Raw genomic sequence first — 24,431 nt, forward strand, 5'->3', positions numbered from 1 at the left:
GCGTCCGCCTGAAATAGTTCCCCCGATGTCCGCCATCCCTAGACTCCCTCTGCAGGGGGTAACTCGGGGGAAAATCAGTGGGGCTTGGAGTGCCGGAACTCGTACTGGAATTGAACGGAAGGACCTGGACGCTCGACCCGTCCCGGTCCTACAGCCTCGGACGTGATCCGAAGGGCGACCTGGTGCTGGAGGACGCCAGAGTCTCCTGGCGTCACGCCACCGTCCGCTGGGACGGGCACAGCTGGGTCATCGAGGACCTCGGAAGCACCAACGGCACCTACGCGGGGGGCCGTCGGGTCCAGCAGGAGCGGATAGGCCCCGGTGCCGCCGTCCATCTGGGCAACGCGACGGACGGGCCGGTGCTGACGGTGTCCGCGGCGGCCCCGGCGCGCAGCGCGCCCGCCGCGACGGCGGCACCGCAGCAGGCGCCGGTGCCACAGCAGCCGCAGGGGCAGGCCGGGCCGCCCGGCCAGGCGCCCCCGCAGCAGGCGCCCCCGCAGCAGGCACCACCGCCGCAGGGATACGCGCCGCGGGTGCCGCCCCAGGGCGGCCCGCAGCAGCCGCCGGCCGGCGGCACCCAGCCGTACGACGGCCAGCAGCCCACCGGGCTGCACCGGCTGGCCCTCGGCCGGGTGATGCGCATCGGCCGTGCGCTGGAGAACGACCTGGTCGTCTCCGACCTCCAGGTCTCCCGGCACCACGCGGAGTTTCGCTCCACGCCGGACGGCCGCTTCGAGATCGTCGACCTCGGCAGCCACAACGGCACCTACGTCAACGGCCAGCCGGTCCGGCAGCAGACCATCGGCCCGCACGACATCGTCGGCGTCGGCCACTCCACCTTCCGGCTGGTCGGCGACCGGCTGGAGGAGTTCGTCGACACCGGCGAGATCTCCTTCTCCGCCCGCCACCTCACCGTCACGGTCGACGGCGGCAAGCAGATCCTCAAGGATGTCTCCTTCGGCGCCCCGGAGAAGTCGCTGATCGCGGTGATCGGCCCGTCCGGCTCCGGCAAGTCCACGCTGCTGCGCGCACTGACCGGCTACCGCCCGGCCGACCGCGGCGAGGTGCTCTACGACAACCGGAACCTGTACAAGCACTTCGCCGAGCTGCGCCAGCGCATCGGTCTGGTCCCGCAGGACGACATCCTGCACAAGGAGCTGACCGTCCGCACCGCCCTCAAGTACGCGGCCAAGCTCCGCTTCCCCGGCGACACGGCGGAGGCCGAGCGCGAGGCCCGGATCGACGAGGTCCTGCGCGAGCTCAAGCTGGACATCCACAAGGAGAAGAAGGTCACCTCCCTCTCCGGCGGCCAGCGCAAGCGCGTCTCCGTCGCCCTGGAGCTGCTGACCAAGCCGTCACTGATCTTCCTGGACGAGCCGACCTCCGGCCTCGACCCGGGCATGGACCGCGACGTCATGCAGCTGCTGCGCGGCCTCGCGGACGACGGCCGCACGGTCCTCGTCGTCACCCACTCCGTGGCGGAGCTGGCGCTCTGCGACAAGCTGCTGGTGATGGCGCCGGGCGGCTCGGTGGCGTACTTCGGCCCGCCGGACGAGGCGCTGAACTTCTTCGGCTACGGCTCCTGGGCCGATGTCTTCTCGGCCTTCGAGAACTACCGCGACTACGACTGGTCGGGCCGCTGGCGCGGCTCCCGGCACTACCAGATGTACGCGGCCGACCTCGACGCCGTCGCCCCGCAGGCGGCCGCGTCCGTCCAGCCGCGGCAGATGCGCGCGCCCAAGCAGCAGAGCTGGGGCTCCCAGCTGTGGACGCTGATCCGGCGCTATGTGTCGGTGATCGCTTCGGACCGCGGCTTCCTGGGCCTCATGCTGATCCTTCCCGCCGTGCTCGGCGTGGTCAGCGTCCTCATCCCGGCCGACTACGGGCTCGCCCGGGGCCCGGCCAACGGCGGCCCGCCGTTCTCCAACCGGGACGGCAGTGTCATCCTGCTGATTCTCGCCGTCGGCGCCTGCTTCGCCGGCGCGGCCAACTCCGTACGAGAACTGATCAAGGAGCGGGTCATCTACGAACGGGAACGGGCCACCGGCCTTTCCCGTTCGGCCTATCTGATGTCCAAGGTGATCGTGCTGGGCGCCATCACCGCGCTCCAGGGCGCCATCATCTGCGGTATCGGCCTCGCCCCCCGGGATCTCCCGGAGGAGGGGGTCCTCCTGGAAGGGCTGCCCGCCGTCGAGCTGACCCTGCCCATCATGGCCCTGGGTTTCACCTCCATGATGTTCGGCCTGGTCATCTCCTCCCTGGTGAAGACCGCCGAGAAGACCATGCCGCTGCTGGTCATGTTCGCCATCGTCCAGGTCGTCTTCACCGGCTGCCTCTTCCAGCTGAACGACAAGCTCGGCGCCGAGCAGCTGGCCTGGCTCATGCCCTCCCGCTGGTCGGTCTCCGCCGCCGGCTCCACGGCCGACCTCAACGTGCTGCTGCCCTGGGAACCGGGCAACCCCGACCCGCTGTGGGAGCACGAGCTGAGCACCTGGCTGCTGGACATGGGCGTCCTGGTGGCCCTCGGCGTGATCTGCGGCGTCGCCGTCGCACGCCTGCTGCGCCGCCACGAGCCGGAGGTCATGCGCAAGTAGGGGCGCAGGCGGAAGCGCGGGGGTACGGCGCCGCGCCCGCGCACACGACAGGGCGGCGGCACCCCCGCGGGGGTGCCGCCGCCCTCTGCCGTCACGGCCGGTTGGGTGACCTGCGCGGTGCCGGTCAGTAGGCCGAGTCGACGTTGTCCATGGAGCCGTACCGGTCGGCGGCGTAGTTGCAGGCCGCGACGATGTTGGCCACCGGGTCGTACAGGTCGTTCGCCGTGCCCTCGACGTGGTAGGCCTCGAAGGTCGGCTGGATCACCTGCAGCAGGCCCTTGGACGGGATGCCGTTCTTGGCGTTGATGTCCCAGGTGTTGATGGCCTGCGGGTTACCGCTGGACTCCCGCATGATGTTGCGGTGGATGCCCTCGTAGCTGCCGGGTATGCCGTGCTTGTCCATGATGGCCATGGCCTCACGGATCCAGCCGTCGAGGTTGTCCGCGTACGTCTGCGGGGCCGGGGTGGCCGGCTTGGCGGCCGGAGCGGGCGCCGCGCGCTCGGCCGAACGGCTGGCGGCCTGCTCGGTGGCACGCTCCGCCTCGGCCTTGGCCTCGGCGTTCTTCACGGCCTCGGTCTTGGGGGCGTCCTTCTTGGCGTCGCCCTTGTCCGCCGGGGGCTCCACCGTCTTCAGGAGAGCGTTCCCGGCACGGGTACCGGCTTCGTCCTCGGTCCCGGCCGCGGCGAACAGCGAACCGGTCTTCTTCTCGTCCTGGCCGGTGTCCGCCTGCACGGAGTAGGCCGCCGGCAGGGTACGGGCGGTCTCGGCCTTGTCGGCACCGGAAGCGGAGCCGGGGGCGGCCGCGAAGGCCAGGGAGGCGACGCTCACCGCGGCCAGGCCGGCTGCCGAGATCTTGTGGGGCTTGGCGAGTCGGGTGCTGTTACCGGAGAAGGTGGGGACGCGCATAGTGAGGAACCAATCCAATCGCTGGGCCGCTGACGCGGGCTGGTCGGAAGCGGCGGTGCGAGACGCTCTCCTCAGGGGTGAGAGCCACTCGCCGTTCCGGCGAAGTGCACCGCTCGGATCCGCGGTGCCTTGCGACGTAAACCATTCTTAGCGGCGCAAATCGGACGTGGCAAAGGTGTGACCTACTATCCCGATTCGTGAAAAACCGGGCCCGGAGTCCGGGCCCCGGAAGCCGGGGTGCCGATCGGCACCCGCGCGGCAACTCCTAAGCGCCTTCGTACGTGACCTGGGCCCTATGCCCCGCCTCACAGCGGGCCGGTCGGCCGCCCACTCCGTGTGAGGGCGTTCCTGCGGACGGTCACCGGATTCGGCACTCTGCCCCGGGCCCCTTCGCGCCCGCCGGCCCCTGGGCGTGCGGGCGCGGTGGCGGCCGGCCGGCGCCCCGGAACCGGGTCCGGGACCGGAAAAGCCCGCGGCCCGGGGTCGTGGACCCGGGCCGCGGGCAGGTTCCGCACACGTCGTGCGGCGGCCACCGCACGGTCTCCGGGAGCGGGTGAGGCCTCTGCGCCCCTGCGGTGGCCGCTGTCGTCCCCGCCCGCCCCGGGGCTACCAGGCGGCCTCGCCCGTGCTGTCGAAGAAGCCGCCGGTCGGGCCGTCGGCGCCGATGGTGGCCATCCGGACGATGATCTCCGCGCCCTCCTCGACGCTCCGGGTGCCCTGGTGGCCGTTGAGGTCGGTGGCGGTGTAGCCCGGGTCGACGGCGTTGAACCGGATGCCGGGGAACGCCTTGGCGTACTGGGAGGTGACCATGACCAGCGCCGCCTTGGAGGAGTTGTAGTCCAGCACCGTCACCCGGGACTCCATCCGGCCGGGGTCGTTGGTCGCCGCCCGCGAGCCCAGCCCGCTGCCGACGTTGACGACGACCGGGGCGTCACTCGCCTCCAGCAGCGGCAGGAAGGCGTGCGTGACCCGCACGACGCCGAAGACATTCGTGTCGAACGTGGTCATCATGTCCGTCCCGGTGACCTCCCCGACCCGGCCGAGCTTCCCCGCGCCCGCGATCCCGGCGTTGTTGACCAGGACGTCGAGGCGCCCGGCCTCGGCGCGGACGGTCTCGGCGGCCGCCTTGACGGAGTCCTCGTCGGTGACGTCCAGCCGGATGAAGCGGGCGCCGAGCCGCGTGGCCGCCGCACCGCCCCGGCCGGCGTCGCGGGCCCCGACGTACACGGTGTGCCCGGCCCCGGCCAGGCGGCGGGCCGTCTCGAAGCCGAGACCCTTGTTCGCTCCGGTGATCAGTGTGGTGGTCATGGTGTCCGCTCCGGTGCTCGGTGGGTGGTCCGTCCCCACCCTCGGCCCACCGCGGCAGGACAGACAGAGCCCGCCCCAGCCTGGGGACTGCCAGTACCAGGATGTCCGGGCGCGGCTGCCGGATACTGGGGAGGTGAGCGGATCCGGGGAACTCGGCAGGGCCCTGCGCGGCTGGCGCGACCGTATGCCGCCCGCGGCGGTGGGCATGCCCGCGGGCGGAGGGCGGCGGGCCGCCGGGCTGCGCCGCGAGGAGGTGGCGCAGCTCGCCGGCCTGTCGGTGGACTACCTCATCCGCCTGGAACAGGGCCGGGCGACGTCCCCGTCGGCGCAGGTGCTGGCCGCGCTCGCCCGCGCCCTGCGGCTGACGGCGGCCGAGCGGGAACACCTGTACCTCCTCGCGGGCCGGCCGGCGCCGGGCCCCGGGCAGGTGCCGGCCCACATCCCGCCGGGGGTCCGCAGGCTGCTCGGCCGGCTGGACGGCGCACCGCTGAGCGTGTACGACGCGGCCTGGAACCTGGTCCTGTGGAACCGCTGGTGGGCCGCGCTGATCGGTGACCCGTCCGAGCACCGCGGACGCGAGGGCAACGTCGCCTGGCGGCAGTTCACCTGCCCGCGGAGCCGGATCAGCCACACCCCCGCGCAGAAGGCCCGGTTCGAGGCGGCCCTGGTCGCCGACCTCAGGGTCGCGGCCGTCCGCTACCCCGCCGACGCCGCCCTGCACTCCCTCATCAGGGACCTGCGGGAGACCGGCACCGGCTTCGCGGAGCTCTGGGACACCGGAGCCGTGGGCGTGCACGAGACGCACACCAAGACCGTCCGCCACCCCGAGGCCGGAACGTTCACCTTCGACTGCGATCTGCTCACGGCCCCCGGCAGCGATCTGCGCATCGTCGCCCACACCGCCGCTCCCGGCAGCGACGCCGCCGGCCGGCTCCGGCTCCTCGACGTCATCGGCACCCGGGTCATGACCGGGAACGGCAACCGGGAGTAGCGGCCCGCGCACCGCGCCCGGGCCCGGGGTCGTTCCCGGGTCCTGGTCCGGAAGCCGCAGACCGCCGCCGTCCCCGGCCGGATACGGACCGGGCCCCCGCCGGTTACCGTGTGGCCATGACCACCGGCCCCGTCCCCCCGTCGGGACTCGCCGCGGTGAGCGAGGCCCTGCTCGCCATGAGCCGCCACCTCGAAGTGCGCGACGTCCTCAAGACGATCGTCGTCTCCGCGCGCGACCTCCTCGACGCCGAGTACGCCGCCCTCGGCGTCCCCGACGACCACGGCGGCTTCGCCCAGTTCGTCGTCGCGGGCGTCAGCGACGAACAGTGGAAGGCCATCGGCCCGCTGCCCCGCCAGCACGGCATCCTCGCCGCGATGCTCCGGGACGCCACCCCGCAGCGGCTCGCCGACGTCCGCGCCGACCCCCGCTTCGAGGGCTGGCCGGAGGCCCACCCCGACATGTCCGACTTCCTCGGCCTCCCGGTGGCCGACGGCGACGAGGTCCTCGGCGCCATCTTCCTCGCCAACAAGCGCTGCCCGCTGCCCCGCACGGAGGGTGCCTGCGGTTTCACCGCCGAGGACGAGGCCCTGCTGTCGATCCTCGCCCAGCACGCCGCCATAGCCCTCACCAACGCCCGCCTCTACGAGCGCAGCCGTGAGCTGACCATCGCCGGCGAGCGCGCCCGGCTCGCCCACGAACTGCACGACGCCGTCTCGCAGAAGCTGTTCTCGCTGCGCCTCACCGCGCAGGCCGCCGCCGCGCTCCTCCGCCGCGACCCCGACCGGGCGCGGGAGGAGCTCCAGCAGGTCGCCGCCCTCGCCGCCGAGGCCGCCGAGGAACTCCGCGCCGCCGTCGTCGAACTGCGCCCCGCGGCCCTCGACGAGGACGGCCTCGTCGCCACCCTCCGCACCCAGGCCCGGGTCCTCGACCGCGCGCACAGCGCGCGCGTCGTCTTCCGCTCCTCCGGGGTACGGGCCCTGCCGGCGGCCCAGGAGGAAGCCCTGCTCCGGGTGGCGCAGGAGGCCCTGCACAACGCGCTCCGGCACGCCGGCCCCACCCGCGTCGACATCACCCTCGACCGGCACGGCCAGGGCGCACTGCTGCGCGTCGCCGACGACGGCACCGGCTTCGACCCGACCGCCGTCCGCCGCGCCGGACGCCATCTGGGCCTGGTCTCCATGCGGGACCGGGCGAACGGCGTGGGCGGCGGCCTGACCGTGGAGTCGGCGCCGGGCAAGGGCACCGTGATCGAGATGGAGGTCCCCGGTGGCGCCTGAGAGAACCACCGTCCGCGTCCTGCTGGTCGACGACCACCAGGTCGTACGGCGCGGCCTGCGGACCTTCCTGGAGGTCCAGGACGACATCGAGGTCGTCGGCGAGGCGTCCGACGGCGACGAGGGCGTGACCCGCGCCGAGGAGCTCCGCCCCGACATCGTCCTCATGGATGTCAGGATGCCCGGCACCGACGGCATCGAGGCGCTGCGCAAGCTGCGCGAGCTGGAGAACCCCGCCCGGGTGCTCGTCGTCACCAGCTTCACCGAGCAGCGCACCGTCGTCCCGGCCCTGCGCGCCGGCGCCTCCGGCTACGTCTACAAGGACGTCGACCCCGACGCACTCGCCTGCGCCATCCGCTCGGTGCACGCCGGTCACACCGTCCTGCAGTCCGAGGTGGCCGGGGCCCTGCTCGCCCAGGAGGGCGACCGGGCCGGCCAGGGGCGCGCCGGCGTGCTCACCGACCGGGAGCGGGACGTCCTGGGGCTGCTGGCGGACGGCCGGTCCAACCGGGAGATCGCCCGCGCGCTGGTGCTCTCCGAGAAGACGGTCAAGACGCATGTCTCCAACATCCTGATGAAGCTCGACGTGTCGGACCGCACCCAGGCCGCGCTCTGGGCGGTCCGCCACGGCCTCACGCCCTGACCGGGGCACGGCGGCGGCCGGCACCGCGGCCGTACGAGGGCACCGGCCCGGGGGAGGGGCGTTGCTCCGTTCGGATTCATCCGGCCCGGTATCCGTGCCATTCGGGCGTACCGCGCGTTCATTCGGGTGACCCCGCTGTCAGGGGTCCCGAACGGCATCAGGAGAAGGAAGCTCTACATGAAGACTGCCAAGAAGGCCGCCCTCGTCATCGCCGCCGCGGGAGCCGCGATCGGTGCTGCCCCGGGTGCCGCGTTCGCGGACACCGGAGCGGCCGGCCAGGCCACCGGTTCGTGGGGCATCGGCTCCGGCAACCTCGTCCAGGCGCCGGTGGAGGTGCCGGTCAACGTCTGCGGCACCACCGCCAACGTCGCCGGCCTCTTCAACCCCGCCGCCGGCAACAGCTGCGGTGACGCCGGCGGCTCGGACGCCACCCTCCTCACCGCCAGCCCCCGGTCCGCGGGCGGCGGCCTCGACGGCGGAGTCGCCGGCCTCCGCGGTGACGAGAGGGGCCTCGGCGCGGAAGCCGGCCCCACCGTGCTCCGGGGTGACGAGAGCGGCCTCGGAGCCGAGGCCGGCCCTGCCCGTCTCAGCGGTGACGCCGAGGGCCTCGGCCTGGACAGCGGAATCGGCTCCGAGGGCGAGGGGGAGACCCGCCTTCTGTCGGACGAGGAGTACAACGTCTGACGGCACCGGGGCCGCCACCCCGGTGACAAGCACCACCGGGGCGCCCGGCACCACGGCGTCAGCCGGCGCGGCCGGCATCACCGCGAGCGGCGACTGCGGCACCACCGCCGGGCGGCCCGGGCTCCGCGGACCTCACAACGGTCCGCGGAGCCTTCGCGCGCCCGCCGCCGCACTGCCTCACGCGGACCCCGGCCCCGGACCACGCCCCGAATGGCCCTGCACCGCCCGAGTGCGGCCCCCGCCTCAGCCGCGCTCGCGCTCCTCCACACAGGCGTTGTACGCGGCGACCTGCGCCCGCCGGGCCGTACGCTCCACCGGCCGCAGCGCCTCCTCCCGCACCGCCATCTGCGAGGCGCTGACCGCGGCCCCGTGCTCGGCGCCCGCGGCGCCGCCGCCCCCTCCGCCGCCCGCCGCGCCCGGCCCGCGGGCGATCGCCACCAGGGCACCCACGCGCTGCGCCAGCGCCAGCACCCGCGCCGCGCGCGGCGGATAGCCCGGCGCGAGCACCTCCCGGTCCCGCTCGGCCCGCGCCCGGTACGCCTCCAGCGCCGCCTGCGCCGCGGGGCCGGCCCCGGCCAGATCCAGCCGGGACAGCAGTTCCGTCGCGTCCCGCAGGGCCTCCGCCAGCTCCCGCTCCGCCTCACCGAGCGAGGGCACGTCCGCCGGCGGCGCCTCCCGCACCGGCAGGCAGTGCCACACCACCTCGACGTGCGCATCACCCTCCGGCCCCGCCTCGGAGACCTCCGGGACCAGCCCCAGCGCGGCCCCCGGCACCAGCACCGCCTCCTCGGAGGCCAGCGCCCGCGTGTTGAACTCCGGCGGCCCGCTCAGCCCCAGCGGATGACCCGGCACGGGCAGCGCCACCCGGAAACCGGCCGCACCGAGGCCGCGCAGCCTGCCCAGCGCGAGCGAGAGCCCCACCGGCCCGGACTCGCCCGGCAGCCCTTCCACCCGGTGCAGCGCGTCGTCCCCGACGATCCGCTGCACCGCGTCATCCGGTGGGACCAATCCGGCAAGAAGGGCATTTCCCCAGGCGGTCAGCCGCCCTGATCGCGGTTCCGTGAGCATGGGACCAGCCTAAGGACAGGCGCCGACATCGCGTGGCGTAGGTTTGCTGAGAGCGGCTGCGCCCACCGGCGCACGAGATGTTCCGACACTGCAAGGGGAGACGACGCGCTCATGAGCGATGTACTGGAGCTGGTGGACGTATCAGTGGTCCGCGAGGGGCGGGCTCTGGTGGACCAGGTCTCATGGTCGGTCGCCGAGGGCGAGCGCTGGGTGATCCTCGGCCCCAACGGCGCCGGCAAGACCACGCTGCTCAACATCGCCTCCAGCTACCTCTTTCCGACCACCGGCACCGTCCAGATCCTCGGCGAGAAGCTCGGCAACGTCGACGTCTTCGAGCTGCGCCCCCGGATCGGCATCGCCGGCGTCGCCCTGGCCGACAAGCTGCCGCCCGGCCAGACCGTCCTCCAGACGGTGCTCACCGCCGCCTACGGCATGACCGCCCACTGGCAGGAGAGCTACGAGAAGGTCGACGAGGAGCGCGCCCTCGCGTTCCTCGACCGCCTCGGCATGACCGACTACCTCGACCGCAAGTTCGGCACCCTCTCCGAGGGGGAGCGCAAGCGGACCCTGATCGCCCGCGCGATGATGACGGACCCCGAACTGCTGCTGCTGGACGAGCCCGCCGCCGGCCTGGACCTCGGCGGCCGCGAGGACCTCGTGCGGCGCCTCGGCCGCCTCGCCCGCGACCCGTACGCCCCCTCCATGATCATGGTGACCCACCACGTCGAGGAGATCGCCCCCGGCTTCACCCACGTCCTGATGATCCGTCAGGGCAAGGTGCTCGCCGCCGGCCCCATCGAGCTCGAACTGACCTCCCGCAACCTCTCGCACTGCTTCGGGCTGCCGCTCGTCGTCGAGCGCAGCGGCGACCGCTGGACCGCCCAAGGACTGCCGCTCACCTGACAGTTGGCCCGATAGTTGACCGGGCGCTGTTCCCCCGGGCGCACCACCGCGCCTACCATGGGTTCCGTGGAACCATGGGTGTGGTGGCTGATCGCAGCCGTAGGTCTGGGCATTCCCCTCGTCATGACGGCGATGCCCGAGTTCGGGATGTTCTCCGTCGGGGCCGTCGCCGCGGCTGTCACCCAGGCATTCTTCGGTGGCGGCATCGTGGCGCAGGTCCTCGTCTTCGTCATCGTCTCGGTCGCGCTGACAGCGGTCGTGCGCCCCCTCGCGGCCCGCAGCCGGGCCCGGATGCCCCTGGCGGCCACCGGCGTCGACGCCCTGACGGGGCGTCAGGCGCTGGTGCTGGAGCGGGTCGACAGCCAGGGCGGACGCATCAAGCTCGCGGGCGAGGTCTGGTCCGCGCGTACGCTCGACGCCGGCCAGGTCTACGAAAAGGGACAGCAGGTGGACGTCGTGGAGATCGACGGCGCGACGGCCGTCGTCATCTGACGCGCTCCGGCGTACTTCGGGGACACCGGACGCCCGTGTGTGGCCGAAGGCCCCCCGGGACAGCCTGTTCTCTGACAGACTGATGATCAAGCGACCGAAGGGGTACGGAGAGCATCCATGGAACCGATCATCATCGTCCTGATCATCCTGGTGGTGCTCGTCTTCATCGCCCTCATGAAGACGGTGCAGGTCATCCCGCAGGCCAGCGCCGCCATCGTGGAGCGCTTCGGCCGCTACACCCGCACCCTCAACGCCGGGCTCAACATCGTCGTCCCGTTCATCGACTCGATCCGCAACCGCATCGACCTCCGCGAGCAGGTCGTGCCGTTCCCGCCGCAGCCGGTGATCACCCAGGACAACCTGGTCGTCAACATCGACACCGTCATCTACTACCAGGTCACCGACGCCCGCGCCGCGACCTATGAAGTCGCCAGCTATATCCAGGCGATCGAGCAGCTCACCGTCACCACCCTCCGCAACATCATCGGCGGCATGGACCTGGAGCGCACCCTCACCTCCCGCGAGGAGATCAACGCGGCGCTCCGCGGCGTGCTCGACGAGGCCACCGGCAAGTGGGGCATCCGCGTCAACCGCGTCGAGCTCAAGGCCATCGAACCGCCCACCTCCATCCAGGACTCGATGGAGAAGCAGATGCGCGCCGACCGCGACAAGCGCGCCGCCATCCTCCAGGCGGAAGGCGTCCGGCAGTCCGAGATCCTCCGCGCCGAGGGCGAGAAGCAGTCCGCCATCCTCCGCGCCGAGGGCGAGGCCAAGGCGGCCGCGCTGAAGGCCGAGGGTGAGGCCCAGGCCATCCGCACCGTCTTCGAGTCCATCCACGCCGGCGACGCCGACCAGAAGCTCCTCTCCTACCAGTACCTCCAGATGCTCCCGAAGATCGCCGAGGGCGACGCCAACAAGCTCTGGATCGTGCCCAGCGAGATCGGTGAGGCGCTCAAGGGCCTCGGCGGCGCCCTCGGCAACTTCGGCGGCGCCCCGGCGGCCCCCGCGGCCGGCAACGGCGCACCCATGGAGAAGGCCGTCCCGCCCGCCCCGCGCCGCGAGCAGCCCCCGCTCGACTGATCCGGCGGCCGTTCCGGCATGATCGGTGCAGCAGGCACCGATCACGGAGAGGCACGGCGTGGACATCTGGGAAGCGGTCGCGGTCCTCGCCGCGGGCATCGGCGCCGGGACGATCAACACCATCGTCGGTTCCGGCACCCTCATCACCTTCCCGGTGCTGCTCGCCACCGGCCTGCCGCCGATCACCGCCAACGTCTCCAACAACCTCGGCCTGGTCCCCGGTTCCGTCAGCGGCGCCATCGGCTACCGCCGCGAACTCGCCGGGCAGGGGCGGCGTACCGTCCGCCTCGGCGCCGCGGCGCTCGTCGGCGGCCTCACCGGAGCCCTTCTGCTGATCTCCCTGCCGTCCCGGGCCTTCGACGCGATCGTGCCCGTCCTCATCGCGCTGGCCCTGGCCCTCGTGGTCCTGCAGCCGCGGCTCGGACGCGCGATCCAGCGCCGCCGCGAGCGGACCGGCAGCGATGCCCACCGGGACGGCGGCCCGCTGCTGCTCCTCGGCATCCTGCTGTCCAGCGTGTACGGCGGCTACTTCGGCGCCGCCCAGGGCGTCATCTACCTCTCGCTGATGGGACTGCTGCTCAGCGAGGACCTCCAGCGGATCAACGCCGTCAAGAACGCCCTCGCGGTCGTCGTCAACGGCGTCGCCGCCCTCGTCTTCCTGTTCGTCGCGGAGTTCGACTGGCTCGCGGTCCTGCTCATCGCCGTTGGTTCCGCCCTCGGCGGGCAGCTCGGCGCCAAAGTCGGCCGCCGTCTGCCGCCCGCCGTCCTCCGCGGCGTCATCGTCGCGGTGGGAACCGCCGCCATCGCCCTGCTGCTGCTCCGCTGAGGGCGGCCCGGCGGGCGGCGGCGGCCCCGTGCACGGCGGCCCGTTGACGGGGCAGGCCCCCGGACCGGCGCGACCGCCGGCGCGGCTGCCGGGCCGGAGCCGGCCCGGGGAACCGGCCACCGCTCAGGCGGGCTGCGGCAGCCACTCCGGGAGAGCGTCCCAGCCCCCGCCCCGCCCGCCGACCGCCAGCAGCAGCGCGTCCGCCGGTGTGGGCTCGAACGGCTTGCTGAGCAGCCGCATCCCCGCCTGCTCCGGAGTCCGGTTCGCCTTGCGGTGGTTGTCCTCGGCGCAGGCCGCGACGGTGTTCAGCCAGGTGTCCCCGCCCCCGCGCGACCGCGGCACGACGTGATCCACGGTCGTCGCCCGCCGGCCGCAGTACGCGCACCGGTGCCGGTCCCGTACCAGCACCCCCCGCCGGGACCAGGGCGCCCGTTGTCGGAACGGCACCCGGACGTACCGGCTCAGCCTGATCACCTGCGGCACCGGCACCTCGACGGCCGCGGCCCGGATGCGCAGACCGGGGTGAGCCTGTTCGACGACGGCCTTGTCCTGCAGAACCAGCACCACCGCACGCCGCAGCGACACCGTCGACAGCGGCTCGAAGCTCGCGTTGAGCACCAGCGTCTCGCGCATCCCGCCCACCTTCCGCTCATTCCCCGCCCATGGCGGCGGACCGGGATCAACTCTGACCGCGCCCACCCGCCGCGACAACGCAATTTCCCGCACGGATACGGGGAACGGAGCACGGCCCGGGAGTGAACGGACACGTGACGCGCCCCGCGGACAGCACTCCGCCCCGCCCACCCGAGGGCGGACGGGGCGGAAGTGGGGCCCTGCCGCGCCGGCCTCAACCGCACGGCTGACGCTCGGACGGGGACGGCAAGGACGGCAAGGATGGCAAGGAAGGACAGCAAGGACGGATACGGTCGGAAGGCGGACGGCAGGGATCCCCGCCGGCGCCGGAACGCCGGAACCCCGTCAGCCCGCTGCCGGAACGGCGTACTCGCTCACGATGTGCGCCCGCGCGAGCGTGTGGAACCGCAGGTTGAAGCCCACCACGGCAGGAGTGGCGTCCGCGTCCGGCCCCAGCTTCCCGGTGTCCACGGCGTACACCGTGAAGACGTAGCGGTGCGCCGGGTCCCCGGGCGGCGGCGCCGCACCGCCGAACTCCCGCTTGCCGTAGTCGTTCCGCACGTGCACGGCCCCCTCCGGCAGCCCCGCGAAGTCTCCGCCGCCCGCGCCGCGCGGCAGCTCCGTGACGGTTGCCGGGATGTCGAAGAGCGACCAGTGCCAGAAGCCGCTGCCGGTGGGGGCGTCCGGGTCGTAGCAGGTCACCGCGAAGCTCTGGGTCTCCGGCGGGAAACCGGACCACCGCAGCTGCGGCGAGACGCTGCCGCCCTCCAGCGTCTGTTCCCCGCCCAGTTCGGCTCCGGCTGCCACATCGTCGCTCACCAGGGTGAACGACGGCACCGGGGGCAGGAAGTCGTGGGGGAGCGGTGGCCTCTTGGAGTCGGTCACGTCGAAACCTCCGGATCGGTGATCGCGTCGGTTCCGAGCCTAAAGGCTGTCCGGCCCATCCTGTTGGCTCCGGGGCGCCCGCTGCCGTACCTCGCCGCGCTGCCGGGCCCGCCCGCGTGCGACCGGGTACGAGGGCGACCCTCCGCCGTGCGGCGCACGGCCCCGGGCGGCGCGGCCCGGTCCGGGCGGAGGGTCCGGACAGCCCCGAGAACCACGGGAACCGCTAGAACCAATTGCGCTTTCCGCCGACCTCCGCCAGCCACGCGTTGAGGTAGGCCGCCCAGTCGGTCTCCTGGTAGGAGTTCAGCCCCACGGTGAACGCGCGGTAGGAGTCGGTTCCCTCGGTGAAGAGCCCCGGCCGCTTGTCCATCTCCAGGATGACGTCCATCTCGCCGTTGTCCGCGACGAACGTCAACTCCACCTGGTTCAGGCCCCGGTACTGCTGCGGGGCGAAGAACTCGATCTCCTGGTAGAACGGCAGCCGCTGCCGCGTCCCCCGGATGTGCCCCCGCTCCAGGTCGGCGCTCTTGAAACGGAAGCCGAGCGAGCCGAAGGCGTCCAGGATGGCCTGCTGGGCGGGGAGCGGGTGGACGTTGACGGGGTCGAGGTCGCCGGAGTCCACGGCCCGCGCGATCTCCAGCTCCGTCGTCACCCCGACGTCCATCCCCGTCAGGTGCCGCCCCATGAACATGGTGATGGGCGTCTCCCACGGGATGTCCAGCGCGAACGGGACCGAGTGCACCGCACCGGACTGCACCTCGAAGGCGCCGCCGAGCCGCTGCTTGTGGAACTCGATGTCCTGCTTGTACTCCTGGTCGCCGCTCTCCACCTCGACCCGCGCCTGCAGCCCCACCGAGAGGCCCTCGATCTGCTGGGCCACCGAGCCGCCCTGGATGCGCACCTCGCCCTGGACGATCCCGCCCGGCACCACGTTCTGCTCCGTGAGCACCGTCTCCACCGACGCCCCGCCGGCGCCCAAACTCGCGAGCAGCTTCTTGAAGGCCATGTCTGTCTCTTCCTCCCCTGGGCGAGCCCTGCCGGGCCCCGCCTCGAAACCCTTGATCCCTACATACGCGGAACAGCGCACCGGCGGTTCCCGCCGAGCTCCGCACGGGACCACCGCCGGCGGCCGCGATCCCGTGCGCCATGCTCCCGTATCGCATCCGCCCGCCCGGCACCGCCCGGTGCATTACGCTCGGTCGGCATGCTCGACCACCCCCGGGGAAAGCCCCCCGAGCCGCCCGCACGGCTCGACCGCACGCCCCTGACCCGCGACTTCTTCAACCGTCCCGTGCTGGAGGTCGCCCCCGACCTGCTCGGCCGTGTCCTGGTCCGCAACACGCCCGAGGGACCGGTGGAGCTCCGCCTGACGGAGGTCGAGGCCTACGACGGGGAGTCCGATCCGGGCTCCCACGCCTACCGGGGGCGCACGGAGCGCAACGCGTCCATGTTCGGCCCTCCGGGCCACGCGTACGTCTACTTCATCTACGGCATGTGGTTCAGCCTCAACCTGGTCTGCGGCCCCGAGGGCAAGGCGAGCGGTGTCCTGCTCCGCGCCGGGGAGATCCTGACCGGCACGGAATGGGCCGGCGAACGCCGCAGGACGGCGCGCAAGCACAGCGAACTCGCCCAGGGCCCGGCCCGCCTGGCGACCGCCCTCGGCATAGACCGTTCCCTGGACGGCACCGACGTCTGCGCCGGCCCGGACGCCCCCTTCTCCGTACTGACCGGGGACCCGCCGCCGGGGGACCGGGTCCACAACGGCCCGCGCACGGGCGTGGGCGGAGACGGCGCCGACCATCCCTGGCGCTTCTGGATCAGCGGGGATCCCACCGTGAGCCGGTACCGGGCCCATGTACCCAGGAACCGGGCCCGCCGCAAGGGCGGCGCTTGACGCCGCACGCGGGAGCGTCTAACGTAGCCCGAGCCGCTTGAGACGGGCAGGGCTGCGGGACGGCGGAGAGCCGGACCTGCGGAAGCCCCTCAGCGACACCACCACTACGACGAGATCCCCGCTCGGGGTTTCTCGGTGATGCCGGAAATTCTGGAATTGGCTCGATTATGAGCCGGCCGGGAAATCCGCTAACGTAGGGGCCGCGCCGGAAGGCGCAGCGGAAACCCTCTCCAACGGGGACCGGATACGAAATTCGGGCCGGGAAATCGGTTCGGAAAGTGTCTGGTAGGGTTGGAAACACCGAAGGGAAGCGCCCGGAGGGCCCGGAGACGGGGCCGAAGGAAGCGTCCGTTCCTTGAGAACTCAACAGCGTGCCAAAAGTCAACGCCAGATATGTTGATACCCCGTCCGGGCGGCAACTTCTGTTTGCTGCCGGGATGAGGTTCCTTTGAAACAAGTCCTTCCGTGCCACCGTTTCGGCGGTGGTGGTCGGGAGGCAATTTTACAGCGAGGACGCTGTGCGCGGTCCGGATTATTCCTCCGGGCTGCGCCGCTCTTGCGTGAAGCATTCACGGAGAGTTTGATCCTGGCTCAGGACGAACGCTGGCGGCGTGCTTAACACATGCAAGTCGAACGATGAACCTCTTCGGAGGGGATTAGTGGCGAACGGGTGAGTAACACGTGGGCAATCTGCCCTGCACTCTGGGACAAGCCCTGGAAACGGGGTCTAATACCGGATACGACCATCTCGGGCATCCGATGGTGGTGGAAAGCTCCGGCGGTGCAGGATGAGCCCGCGGCCTATCAGCTTGTTGGTGGGGTGATGGCCTACCAAGGCGACGACGGGTAGCCGGCCTGAGAGGGCGACCGGCCACACTGGGACTGAGACACGGCCCAGACTCCTACGGGAGGCAGCAGTGGGGAATATTGCACAATGGGCGGAAGCCTGATGCAGCGACGCCGCGTGAGGGATGACGGCCTTCGGGTTGTAAACCTCTTTCAGCAGGGAAGAAGCGCAAGTGACGGTACCTGCAGAAGAAGCACCGGCTAACTACGTGCCAGCAGCCGCGGTAATACGTAGGGTGCGAGCGTTGTCCGGAATTATTGGGCGTAAAGAGCTCGTAGGCGGCTTGTCGCGTCGGATGTGAAAGCCCGGGGCTTAACCCCGGGTCTGCATTCGATACGGGCAGGCTAGAGTTCGGTAGGGGAGATCGGAATTCCTGGTGTAGCGGTGAAATGCGCAGATATCAGGAGGAACACCGGTGGCGAAGGCGGATCTCTGGGCCGATACTGACGCTGAGGAGCGAAAGCGTGGGGAGCGAACAGGATTAGATACCCTGGTAGTCCACGCCGTAAACGTTGGGAACTAGGTGTGGGCGACATTCCACGTCGTCCGTGCCGCAGCTAACGCATTAAGTTCCCCGCCTGGGGAGTACGGCCGCAAGGCTAAAACTCAAAGGAATTGACGGGGGCCCGCACAAGCGGCGGAGCATGTGGCTTAATTCGACGCAACGCGAAGAACCTTACCAAGGCTTGACATACACCGGAAAGCCGTAGAGATACGGCCCCCCTTGTGGTCGGTGTACAGGTGGTGCATGGCTGTCGTCAGCTCGTGTCGTGAGATGTTGGGTTAAGTCCCGCAACGAGCGCAACCCTTGTTCTGTGTTGCCAGCATGCCTTTCGGGGTGATGGGGACTCACAGGAGACTGCCGGGGTCAACTCGGAGGAAGGTGGGGACGACGTCAAGTCATCATGCCCCTTATGTCTTGGGCTGCACACGTGCTACAATGGCCGGTACAATGAGCTGCGATACCGCGAGGTGGAGCGAATCTCAAAAAGCCGGTCTCAGTTCGGATTGGGGTCTGCAACTCGACCCCATGAAGTCGGAGTCGCTAGTAATCGCAGATCAGCATTGCTGCGGTGAATACGTTCCCGGGCCTTGTACACACCGCCCGTCACGTCACGAAAGTCGGTAACACCCGAAGCCGGTGGCCCAACCCGTAAGGGAGGGAATCGTCGAAGGTGGGACTGGCGATTGGGACGAAGTCGTAACAAGGTAGCCGTACCGGAAGGTGCGGCTGGATCACCTCCTTTCTAAGGAGCACTTCTCACCCGGTTCTGCCGGGTCAGAGGCCAGAACACCGGCGAGTGTCCGGTGCTGGTTGCTCATGGGTGGAACGTTGACTATTCGGCGCATCACGGTTGCTGCTGCTAGTACTGCTCTTCGGGGCGTGGAACGCGGTGGGGGCCGGGGTGTGCCGGGCGCGCTGTTGGGTGTCTGAGGGTACGGGCTGTTTGCTTGTGTCTTCGGTTGCCGGTCCCGGTGAACCGCACGGTTGGTGTGGGTGGCGGGTGGCTGGTCGTTGTTTGAGAACTGCACAGTGGACGCGAGCATCTGTGGCCAAGTTTTTAAGGGCGCACGGTGGATGCCTTGGTACCAGGAACCGATGAAGGACGTGGGAGGCCGCGATAGGCCCCGGGGAGCTGTCAACCGAGCTTTGATCCGGGGGTGTCCGAATGGGGAAACCCGGCAGTCGTCATGGGCTGTCACCCATACCTGAACACATAGGGTATGTGGAGGGAACGCGGGGAAGTGAAACATCTCAGTACCCGCAGGAAGAGAAAACAACCGTGATTCCGGGAGTAGTGGCGAGCGAAACCGGATGAGGCCAAACCGTAGGCGTGTGATACCCGGCAGGGGTTGCGCTTACGGGGTTGTGGGATCGCACTTCGGTGGTCTGCCGGCCATCGGGCGAGTCAGAAATTGTTGGTGTAGGCGAAGGGCATGCGAAAGGCCCGGCGTAGAGGGTAAGACCCCCGTAGCCGAAATGTCAGCAACTTGCTTGTGCGACACCCAAGTAGCACGGGGCCCGAGAAATCCCGTGTGAATCTGGCGGGACCACCCGCTAAGCCTAAATATTCCCTGGTGACCGATAGCGGATAGTACCGTGAGGGAATGGTGAAAAGTACCGCGGGAGCGGAGTGAAATAGTACCTGAAACCGTGTGCCTACAAGCCGTGGGAGCGTCGCGCATCGGACTTGTCCGGTGCGTCGTGACTGCGTGCCTTTTGAAGAATGAGCCTGCGAGTTTGCGGTGTGTTGCGAGGTTAACCCGTGTGGGGAAGCCGTAGCGAAAGCGAGTCCGAATAGGGCGGTATAGTAGCGCGCTCAAGACCCGAAGCGGAGTGATCTAGCCATGGGCAGGTTGAAGCGCGGGTAAGACCGTGTGGAGGACCGAACCCACCAGGGTTGAAAACCTGGGGGATGACCTGTGGTTAGGGGTGAAAGGCCAATCAAACTCCGTGATAGCTGGTTCTCCCCGAAATGCATTTAGGTGCAGCGTCGTGTGTTTCTTGCCGGAGGTAGAGCACTGGATAGGCGATGGGCCCTACCGGGTTACTGACCTTAGCCAAACTCCGAATGCCGGTAAGTGAGAGCGCGGCAGTGAGACTGTGGGGGATAAGCTCCATGGTCGAGAGGGAAACAGCCCAGAGCATCGACTAAGGCCCCTAAGCGTACGCTAAGTGGGAAAGGATGTGGAGTCGCAGAGACAACCAGGAGGTTGGCTTAGAAGCAGCCATCCTTGAAAGAGTGCGTAATAGCTCACTGGTCAAGTGATTCCGCGCCGACAATGTAGCGGGGCTCAAGCGTACCGCCGAAGTCGTGTCATTGGCACATATACCCCTAACGGGGGTGCTGATGGGTAGGGGAGCGTCGTGTGCCGGGTGAAGCCGCGCCGGAAGGCAGTGGTGGACGGTTCACGAGTGAGAATGCAGGCATGAGTAGCGATACACACGTGGGAAACGTGTGCGCCGATTGACTAAGGGTTCCTGGGTCAAGCTGATCTGCCCAGGGTAAGTCGGGACCTAAGGCGAGGCCGACAGGCGTAGTCGATGGACAACCGGTTGATATTCCGGTACCCGCTTTGAAGCGCCAGCGCTGAACCTTCTGATGCTAAGTCCGTGAAGCCGCCGGCTGAGTCTTCGGACGAGGTCGGAGTGGTGGAGCCGACGGCCCGAGGGGGTAGTAGGTGAGTGATGGGGTGACGCAGGAAGGTAGTCCAGCCCGGGCGGTGGTTGTCCCGGGGTAAGGGTGTAGCCCGGAGGGTAGGTAAATCCGTCCTCCGTGTAAGGGTGAGACCTGATGCCGAGCCGATTGTGGTGAAGTGGATGATCCTATGCTGTCGAGAAAAGCCTCTAGCGAGTTTCATGGCGGCCCGTACCCTAAACCGACTCAGGTGGTCAGGTAGAGAATACCGAGGCGTTCGGGTGAACTATGGTTAAGGAACTCGGCAAAATGCCCCCGTAACTTCGGGAGAAGGGGGGCCATTGCTGGTGATCACCCTTGCGGTGTGAGCTGGTGGTGGCCGCAGAGACCAGCGAGAAGCGACTGTTTACTAAAAACACAGGTCCGTGCGAAGCCGTAAGGCGATGTATACGGACTGACGCCTGCCCGGTGCTGGAACGTTAAGGGGACCGGTTAGTCATGATCCGTCATGGCGAAGCTGAGAACTTAAGCGCCAGTAAACGGCGGTGGTAACTATAACCATCCTAAGGTAGCGAAATTCCTTGTCGGGTAAGTTCCGACCTGCACGAATGGCGTAACGACTTCTCGACTGTCTCAACCATAGGCCCGGTGAAATTGCACTACGAGTAAAGATGCTCGTTTCGCGCAGCAGGACGGAAAGACCCCGGGACCTTTACTACAGCTTGATATTGGTGTTCGGTTCGGCTTGTGTAGGATAGGTGGGAGACTGTGAAGCCCGGACGCTAGTTCGGGTGGAGTCGTCGTTGAAATACCACTCTGGTCGTGCTGGATGTCTAACCTGGGTCCGTGATCCGGATCAGGGACAGTGTCTGGTGGGTAGTTTAACTGGGGCGGTTGCCTCCTAAAGGGTAACGGAGGCGCCCAAAGGTTCCCTCAGCCTGGTTGGTAATCAGGTGTTGAGTGTAAGTGCACAAGGGAGCTTGACTGTGAGACCGACGGGTCGAGCAGGGACGAAAGTCGGGACTAGTGATCCGGCGGTGGCTTGTGGAAGCGCCGTCGCTCAACGGATAAAAGGTACCCCGGGGATAACAGGCTGATCTTCCCCAAGAGTCCATATCGACGGGATGGTTTGGCACCTCGATGTCGGCTCGTCGCATCCTGGGGCTGGAGTCGGTCCCAAGGGTTGGGCTGTTCGCCCATTAAAGCGGTACGCGAGCTGGGTTTAGAACGTCGTGAGACAGTTCGGTCCCTATCCGCTGTGCGCGTAGGAGTCTTGAGAAGGGCTGTCCCTAGTACGAGAGGACCGGGACGGACGAACCTCTGGTGTGCCAGTTGTCCTGCCAAGGGCATGGCTGGTTGGCTACGTTCGGGAGGGATAACCGCTGAAAGCATCTAAGCGGGAAGCCTGCTTCGAGATGAGGACTCCCACCCCCATGAGGGGTTAAGGCTCCCAGTAGACGACTGGGTTGATAGGCCAGATATGGAAGCACCGCAAGGTGTGGAGTTGACTGGTACTAATAGGCCGAGGGCTTGTCCTCAGGTGCTCGCGTCCACTGTGTGGTTCCCGGATAACGAACAGTTGTCCCGGTTGAACCAAGCTTGACTCAATTGAAGAGTGTGCTTGTTCGCTAGGAACTTGTCGTGATCCCGCTGTGCGGGGTTATCCGATAGAGTTTCGGTGGTTATAGCGTGAGGGAAACGCCCGGTTACATTCCGAACCCGGAAGCTAAGCCTTTCAGCGCCGATGGTACTGCAGGGGGGACCCTGTGGGAGAGTAGGACGCCGCCGAACAATCTTTAAAGGACCCTTGGTCCCAGCGTTCACGCTGGGACCAAGGGTCCTTTGTGTTTTATGCCGAAGCGCGCCGGCTCACAGAGCGCGCGAGAATGCGTTATCAGTGCGGTTCCCGCAGGTAGGAGTCACGTCGATGTCCAGCAACTCTCCGGAGGAACGATCAGGGCGCTCGGAGCGTCAGCCGAGGCGCCAGGAGGGCGACGACCCCCGGGGCTTCCGCCGCGATGACCGTCCGCGTGGTCCGCGCCGCGACGACCGGGAGGGTTATCGCGGCCGGGATGAGCGCGGCTCCTCCAGCCGTGGGGACCGGAACCGGCCGGAGGACCGTCCGCGGGGTCCGCGGCGGGATGATGAGCGTGGTGGGTTCCGTGGTCGGGATGACCGGGACCGGCGGGATGACCGGCCGCGTGGGCCCCGGCGTGAAGATGACCGTGGTGGTTTCCGGGGTCGGGACGACCGGCCCGGGTTTCGGCGGGATGACCGTGATCAGCCGCGGGGTCCGCGGCGGGATGATGAGCGTGGTGGGTTCCGAGGTCGCGATGACCGGGACCGGCGGGATGAGCGGCCGCGTGGGCCCCGGCGTGAGGACGACCGGGGCGGTTACCGCGGGCGGGATGAGCGGCCCGCGTTCCGGCGGGGCGACGACCGTGGTGGTTTCCGGCGGGACGACCGTGACCAGTCGCGGGGTCCGCGGCGTGAGGACGACCGTGGTGGGTTCCGGCGGGACGACCGGGACCGCCGTGGTGAGCGGCCTGCCGGTCCGCGGCGGGATGATGAGCGCGGTGGGATCCGGGGTCGGGACGACCGGGACCGGCGGGATGACCGTCCGCGTGGTCCCCGGCGTGAAGATGACCGTGGTGGTTTCCGGGGGCGGGATGACCGTCCGGGGTTTCGGCGGGATGACCGTGACCAGTCGCGGGGTCCGCGCCGGGACGACGACCGTGGTGGGTTCCGTGGACGGGACGACCGGGACCGGCGGGATGAGCGGCCGCGTGGTCCCCGGCGTGAGGACGACCGGGGCGGTTACCGCGGGCGGGACGACCGGCCCGCGTTCCGGCGGGATGATGACCGTGGTGGGTTCCGCGGGCGGGACGATCGGTCCGGTTTCCGGGGGGACGGTGACCGCGGTGGTCGCTCGTACGGGGCCGGTCCGCGGGGTGAGCGGGGGCGCGGTGGCTATGGCCGGCGTGACGACCGAGCTGGTCCCGGGCGGCGCGACGGGCGGCCCGGTGGCGGCCGGTTCGGTGACCGGGAGCGGGGCGACCGCGACCGCGAGCCGATCAGGCGGCTGCCGATCCCCGAGGACGTCACCGGTGACGAGATCGACAAGGACGTGCGGCAGGACCTGATGAGCCTGCCGAAGACGCTGGCCGTCGATGTCGCGCGGAACCTCGTCATGGTGGCCAAACTGCTGGACGAGGATCCCGAACAGGCCTACGAGTACTCCAAGATCGCCCTGCGGCTGGCATCGCGGGTCGCCTCGGTCCGGGAAGCCGCCGGCTTCGCCGCGTACGGGGTCGGCAAGTACGCCGAGGGGCTGGCGGAGTTCCGGGCCGCGCGCCGGATGACCGGATCCGCCGATCTGTGGCCGGTGATGGCCGACTGCGAGCGCGGCATGGGGCGTCCCGAGCGGGCGCTGGCCATGGCGGGCGAGCCGGAGGTGCAGCGGCTGGACAAGGCCGGGCAGGTCGAGATGCGCCTGGTGGCCGCGGGCGCACGGCGTGACATGGGGCAGCCGGACGCCGCCGTGGTCACCCTCCAGAGCCCGGAGCTGGCGTCGCACTCCGTACAGCCGTGGACGGCGCGTCTGCGGTACGCCTACGCCGACGCCCTGCTGGCCGTCGGCCGGGAGACCGAGGCGCGCGAGTGGTTCGCCCGGGCGCTCGAGGCCGACCAGGGCGGTACGACGGACGCGTCCGACCGGCTCGCCGAGCTGGACGGGGTGGAGTTCGTGGACGCCTTCGACCCCGAAGCGGAGCAGGCTGACGGCGTGGAGCAGGCGGGCGAAGCGGGGCCGCGGGACGAGGCGGAGGCACCGGTCTCCGGCGCCGGAGATGCCGGGGTGTCCGCTGCCGGCCCGGACCGGGACGGTGCGGCCGAGTCCGCGCCGGTGACCGGGGCGGAGTCCGCGGACCGGGACGGCGAGCCGCGGGACGCTCGCGGGGACGGCGGGGACGCAGGTCTCCGGGAGGCACCGGAAGCCCGTGAGAGCCGTGAGCCGGCGCGGGACGAGGAGCGGGAGGACTGATTCCGGCCGTGCCGGGAGACGCGTGACGGGGGCGGGAACCGATCGGGTTCCGCCCCCGTTCCCGTTCCCGTTCCCCTGCCCGTGGCCGCCCCGGCAGGGGGGTACGGCCGGGACGAACAGGGCAGCGGTGCGCCGGTGCGGGCGGCGGCCGGTGCGGGCCCGGCGGCCGCACCGGGTCTCCGGTATGCGTCCGTTCCGGCCGGCCGCGGCCCCGGGAGCA

General features: G+C 69.8%; 17 protein-coding genes and 3 rRNA genes. 14 read left to right on the plus strand and 6 right to left on the minus strand.

Annotation, left to right across the window (positions count from 1 at the left end):
* Positions 1–89: 89 nt before the first annotated feature.
* Positions 90–2,594: an FHA domain-containing protein gene (locus tag LIX60_RS26165; RefSeq protein WP_374117920.1), complete on the plus strand. Its 2,505-nt coding sequence runs from the start codon at positions 90–92 to the stop codon at positions 2,592–2,594.
* A 124-nt stretch (positions 2,595–2,718) separates the two neighbouring features.
* Here the strand turns inward: LIX60_RS26165 and LIX60_RS26170 are convergent, their stop codons facing one another.
* Together LIX60_RS26170 and LIX60_RS26175 are read right to left on the minus strand one after the other, a co-directional pair.
* On the minus strand, positions 2,719–3,501 hold the full coding sequence (locus tag LIX60_RS26170; RefSeq protein ID WP_227961172.1) for a transglycosylase SLT domain-containing protein: 783 nt from the start codon (positions 3,499–3,501) through the stop codon (positions 2,719–2,721).
* Positions 3,502–4,107: 606 nt separating this feature from the next.
* On the minus strand, positions 4,108–4,809 hold the full coding sequence (locus tag LIX60_RS26175; RefSeq protein ID WP_227961175.1) for an SDR family NAD(P)-dependent oxidoreductase: 702 nt from the start codon (positions 4,807–4,809) through the stop codon (positions 4,108–4,110).
* A 133-nt stretch (positions 4,810–4,942) separates the two neighbouring features.
* Between LIX60_RS26175 and LIX60_RS26180 the strand changes: the two genes are divergently transcribed.
* The 4 genes from LIX60_RS26180 to LIX60_RS31830 all read left to right on the plus strand — a co-directional run bounded on the left by LIX60_RS26180 (position 4,943) and on the right by LIX60_RS31830 (position 8,401).
* Entirely contained in the window at positions 4,943–5,800 is an 858-nt protein-coding gene (locus LIX60_RS26180; RefSeq protein WP_227961177.1) for a helix-turn-helix domain-containing protein, read from the plus strand.
* 116 nt (positions 5,801–5,916) lie between these two features.
* A complete protein-coding gene (locus LIX60_RS26185) occupies positions 5,917–7,077 on the plus strand; it encodes a GAF domain-containing sensor histidine kinase (RefSeq protein WP_227961179.1) in 1,161 nt (386 codons plus the stop codon).
* Positions 7,067–7,717, plus strand: a complete 651-nt coding sequence (locus LIX60_RS26190) for a response regulator transcription factor (RefSeq protein WP_227961181.1) — start codon at positions 7,067–7,069, stop codon at positions 7,715–7,717. The genes LIX60_RS26185 and LIX60_RS26190 overlap by 11 nt, the downstream gene beginning before the upstream one ends.
* Positions 7,718–7,894: 177 nt before the next feature.
* Positions 7,895–8,401 (plus strand): chaplin, encoded by a 507-nt coding sequence (locus LIX60_RS31830; protein ID WP_227961183.1) that lies wholly within the window; start codon positions 7,895–7,897, stop codon positions 8,399–8,401.
* Positions 8,402–8,644: 243 nt separating this feature from the next.
* Here the strand turns inward: LIX60_RS31830 and LIX60_RS26200 are convergent, their stop codons facing one another.
* Positions 8,645–9,469 (minus strand): hypothetical protein, encoded by an 825-nt coding sequence (locus LIX60_RS26200; protein WP_227961185.1) that lies wholly within the window; start codon positions 9,467–9,469, stop codon positions 8,645–8,647.
* A 111-nt stretch (positions 9,470–9,580) separates the two neighbouring features.
* Here LIX60_RS26200 and LIX60_RS26205 point away from each other — a divergent pair, with 111 nt between their 5' ends.
* The 4 genes from LIX60_RS26205 (at position 9,581) to LIX60_RS26220 (ending at position 12,770) form a co-directional block, all read left to right on the plus strand.
* Positions 9,581–10,372, plus strand: a complete 792-nt coding sequence (locus LIX60_RS26205; RefSeq protein ID WP_227961187.1) for an ABC transporter ATP-binding protein — start codon at positions 9,581–9,583, stop codon at positions 10,370–10,372.
* Between the two features lie 57 nt (positions 10,373–10,429).
* Positions 10,430–10,864, plus strand: coding sequence for an NfeD family protein (locus LIX60_RS26210; RefSeq protein ID WP_227961189.1), 435 nt, complete (start codon positions 10,430–10,432; stop codon positions 10,862–10,864).
* Positions 10,865–10,981: 117 nt separating this feature from the next.
* On the plus strand, positions 10,982–11,944 hold the full coding sequence (locus LIX60_RS26215) for an SPFH domain-containing protein (RefSeq protein WP_019708992.1): 963 nt from the start codon (positions 10,982–10,984) through the stop codon (positions 11,942–11,944).
* A gap of 58 nt (positions 11,945–12,002) precedes the next feature.
* Positions 12,003–12,770 carry a sulfite exporter TauE/SafE family protein gene (locus LIX60_RS26220; RefSeq protein WP_227961191.1) on the plus strand — a complete coding sequence of 256 codons (768 nt, stop codon included), beginning with the start codon at positions 12,003–12,005 and terminating at the stop codon, positions 12,768–12,770.
* Between the two features lie 123 nt (positions 12,771–12,893).
* Here the strand turns inward: LIX60_RS26220 and LIX60_RS26225 are convergent, their stop codons facing one another.
* The 3 genes from LIX60_RS26225 to LIX60_RS26235 form a co-directional block, all read right to left on the minus strand.
* Positions 12,894–13,403 carry an HNH endonuclease gene (locus LIX60_RS26225; RefSeq protein WP_019708990.1) on the minus strand — a complete coding sequence of 170 codons (510 nt, stop codon included), beginning with the start codon at positions 13,401–13,403 and terminating at the stop codon, positions 12,894–12,896.
* 345 nt (positions 13,404–13,748) lie between these two features.
* The gene (locus tag LIX60_RS26230; RefSeq protein ID WP_227961193.1) at positions 13,749–14,288 is read right to left on the minus strand and encodes a YbhB/YbcL family Raf kinase inhibitor-like protein; all 540 of its coding nucleotides are present in this window, start codon (positions 14,286–14,288) and stop codon (positions 13,749–13,751) included.
* Positions 14,289–14,511: 223 nt separating this feature from the next.
* The gene (locus LIX60_RS26235; RefSeq protein WP_227961195.1) at positions 14,512–15,294 is read right to left on the minus strand and encodes a sporulation protein; all 783 of its coding nucleotides are present in this window, start codon (positions 15,292–15,294) and stop codon (positions 14,512–14,514) included.
* 198 nt (positions 15,295–15,492) lie between these two features.
* Between LIX60_RS26235 and LIX60_RS26240 the strand changes: the two genes are divergently transcribed.
* The 5 genes from LIX60_RS26240 (at position 15,493) to LIX60_RS26265 (ending at position 24,211) form a co-directional block, all read left to right on the plus strand.
* Positions 15,493–16,182 (plus strand): DNA-3-methyladenine glycosylase, encoded by a 690-nt coding sequence (locus LIX60_RS26240; RefSeq protein ID WP_227961197.1) that lies wholly within the window; start codon positions 15,493–15,495, stop codon positions 16,180–16,182.
* Positions 16,183–16,750: 568 nt separating this feature from the next.
* Positions 16,751–18,276: ribosomal RNA gene (locus LIX60_RS26245) — 16S ribosomal RNA — on the plus strand.
* A 305-nt stretch (positions 18,277–18,581) separates the two neighbouring features.
* A 23S ribosomal RNA gene (locus tag LIX60_RS26250) occupies positions 18,582–21,707 on the plus strand.
* 136 nt (positions 21,708–21,843) lie between these two features.
* Positions 21,844–21,960, plus strand: a 5S ribosomal RNA gene (gene rrf / locus LIX60_RS26255).
* Together the 16S, 23S and 5S rRNA genes form the textbook arrangement of a ribosomal RNA operon.
* 1,336 nt (positions 21,961–23,296) lie before the next feature.
* Positions 23,297–24,211: a tetratricopeptide repeat protein gene (locus LIX60_RS26265; RefSeq protein WP_227962929.1), complete on the plus strand. Its 915-nt coding sequence runs from the start codon at positions 23,297–23,299 to the stop codon at positions 24,209–24,211.
* Positions 24,212–24,431: the final 220 nt, after the last annotated feature.

This window comes from Streptomyces sp. S07_1.15, assembly GCF_020739505.1.
Lineage (GTDB): Bacteria > Actinomycetota > Actinomycetes > Streptomycetales > Streptomycetaceae > Streptomyces > Streptomyces xinghaiensis.

Coding starts and splice junctions, on each gene's coding strand:
- LIX60_RS31830 (WP_227961183.1), top strand. CDS start 7,895: ATGAAGACTGCCAAGAAGGCCGCCCTCGTCATCGCCGCCGCGGGAGCC.
- LIX60_RS26210 (WP_227961189.1), top strand. CDS start 10,430: ATGGGTTCCGTGGAACCATGGGTGTGGTGGCTGATCGCAGCCGTAGGT.
- LIX60_RS26235 (WP_227961195.1), bottom strand. CDS start 15,294: ATGGCCTTCAAGAAGCTGCTCGCGAGTTTGGGCGCCGGCGGGGCGTCG.
- LIX60_RS26175 (WP_227961175.1), bottom strand. CDS start 4,809: ATGACCACCACACTGATCACCGGAGCGAACAAGGGTCTCGGCTTCGAG.
- LIX60_RS26240 (WP_227961197.1), top strand. CDS start 15,493: ATGCTCGACCACCCCCGGGGAAAGCCCCCCGAGCCGCCCGCACGGCTC.
- LIX60_RS26205 (WP_227961187.1), top strand. CDS start 9,581: ATGAGCGATGTACTGGAGCTGGTGGACGTATCAGTGGTCCGCGAGGGG.
- LIX60_RS26170 (WP_227961172.1), bottom strand. CDS start 3,501: ATGCGCGTCCCCACCTTCTCCGGTAACAGCACCCGACTCGCCAAGCCC.
- LIX60_RS26185 (WP_227961179.1), top strand. CDS start 5,917: ATGACCACCGGCCCCGTCCCCCCGTCGGGACTCGCCGCGGTGAGCGAG.
- LIX60_RS26225 (WP_019708990.1), bottom strand. CDS start 13,403: ATGCGCGAGACGCTGGTGCTCAACGCGAGCTTCGAGCCGCTGTCGACG.
- LIX60_RS26200 (WP_227961185.1), bottom strand. CDS start 9,469: ATGCTCACGGAACCGCGATCAGGGCGGCTGACCGCCTGGGGAAATGCC.
- LIX60_RS26215 (WP_019708992.1), top strand. CDS start 10,982: ATGGAACCGATCATCATCGTCCTGATCATCCTGGTGGTGCTCGTCTTC.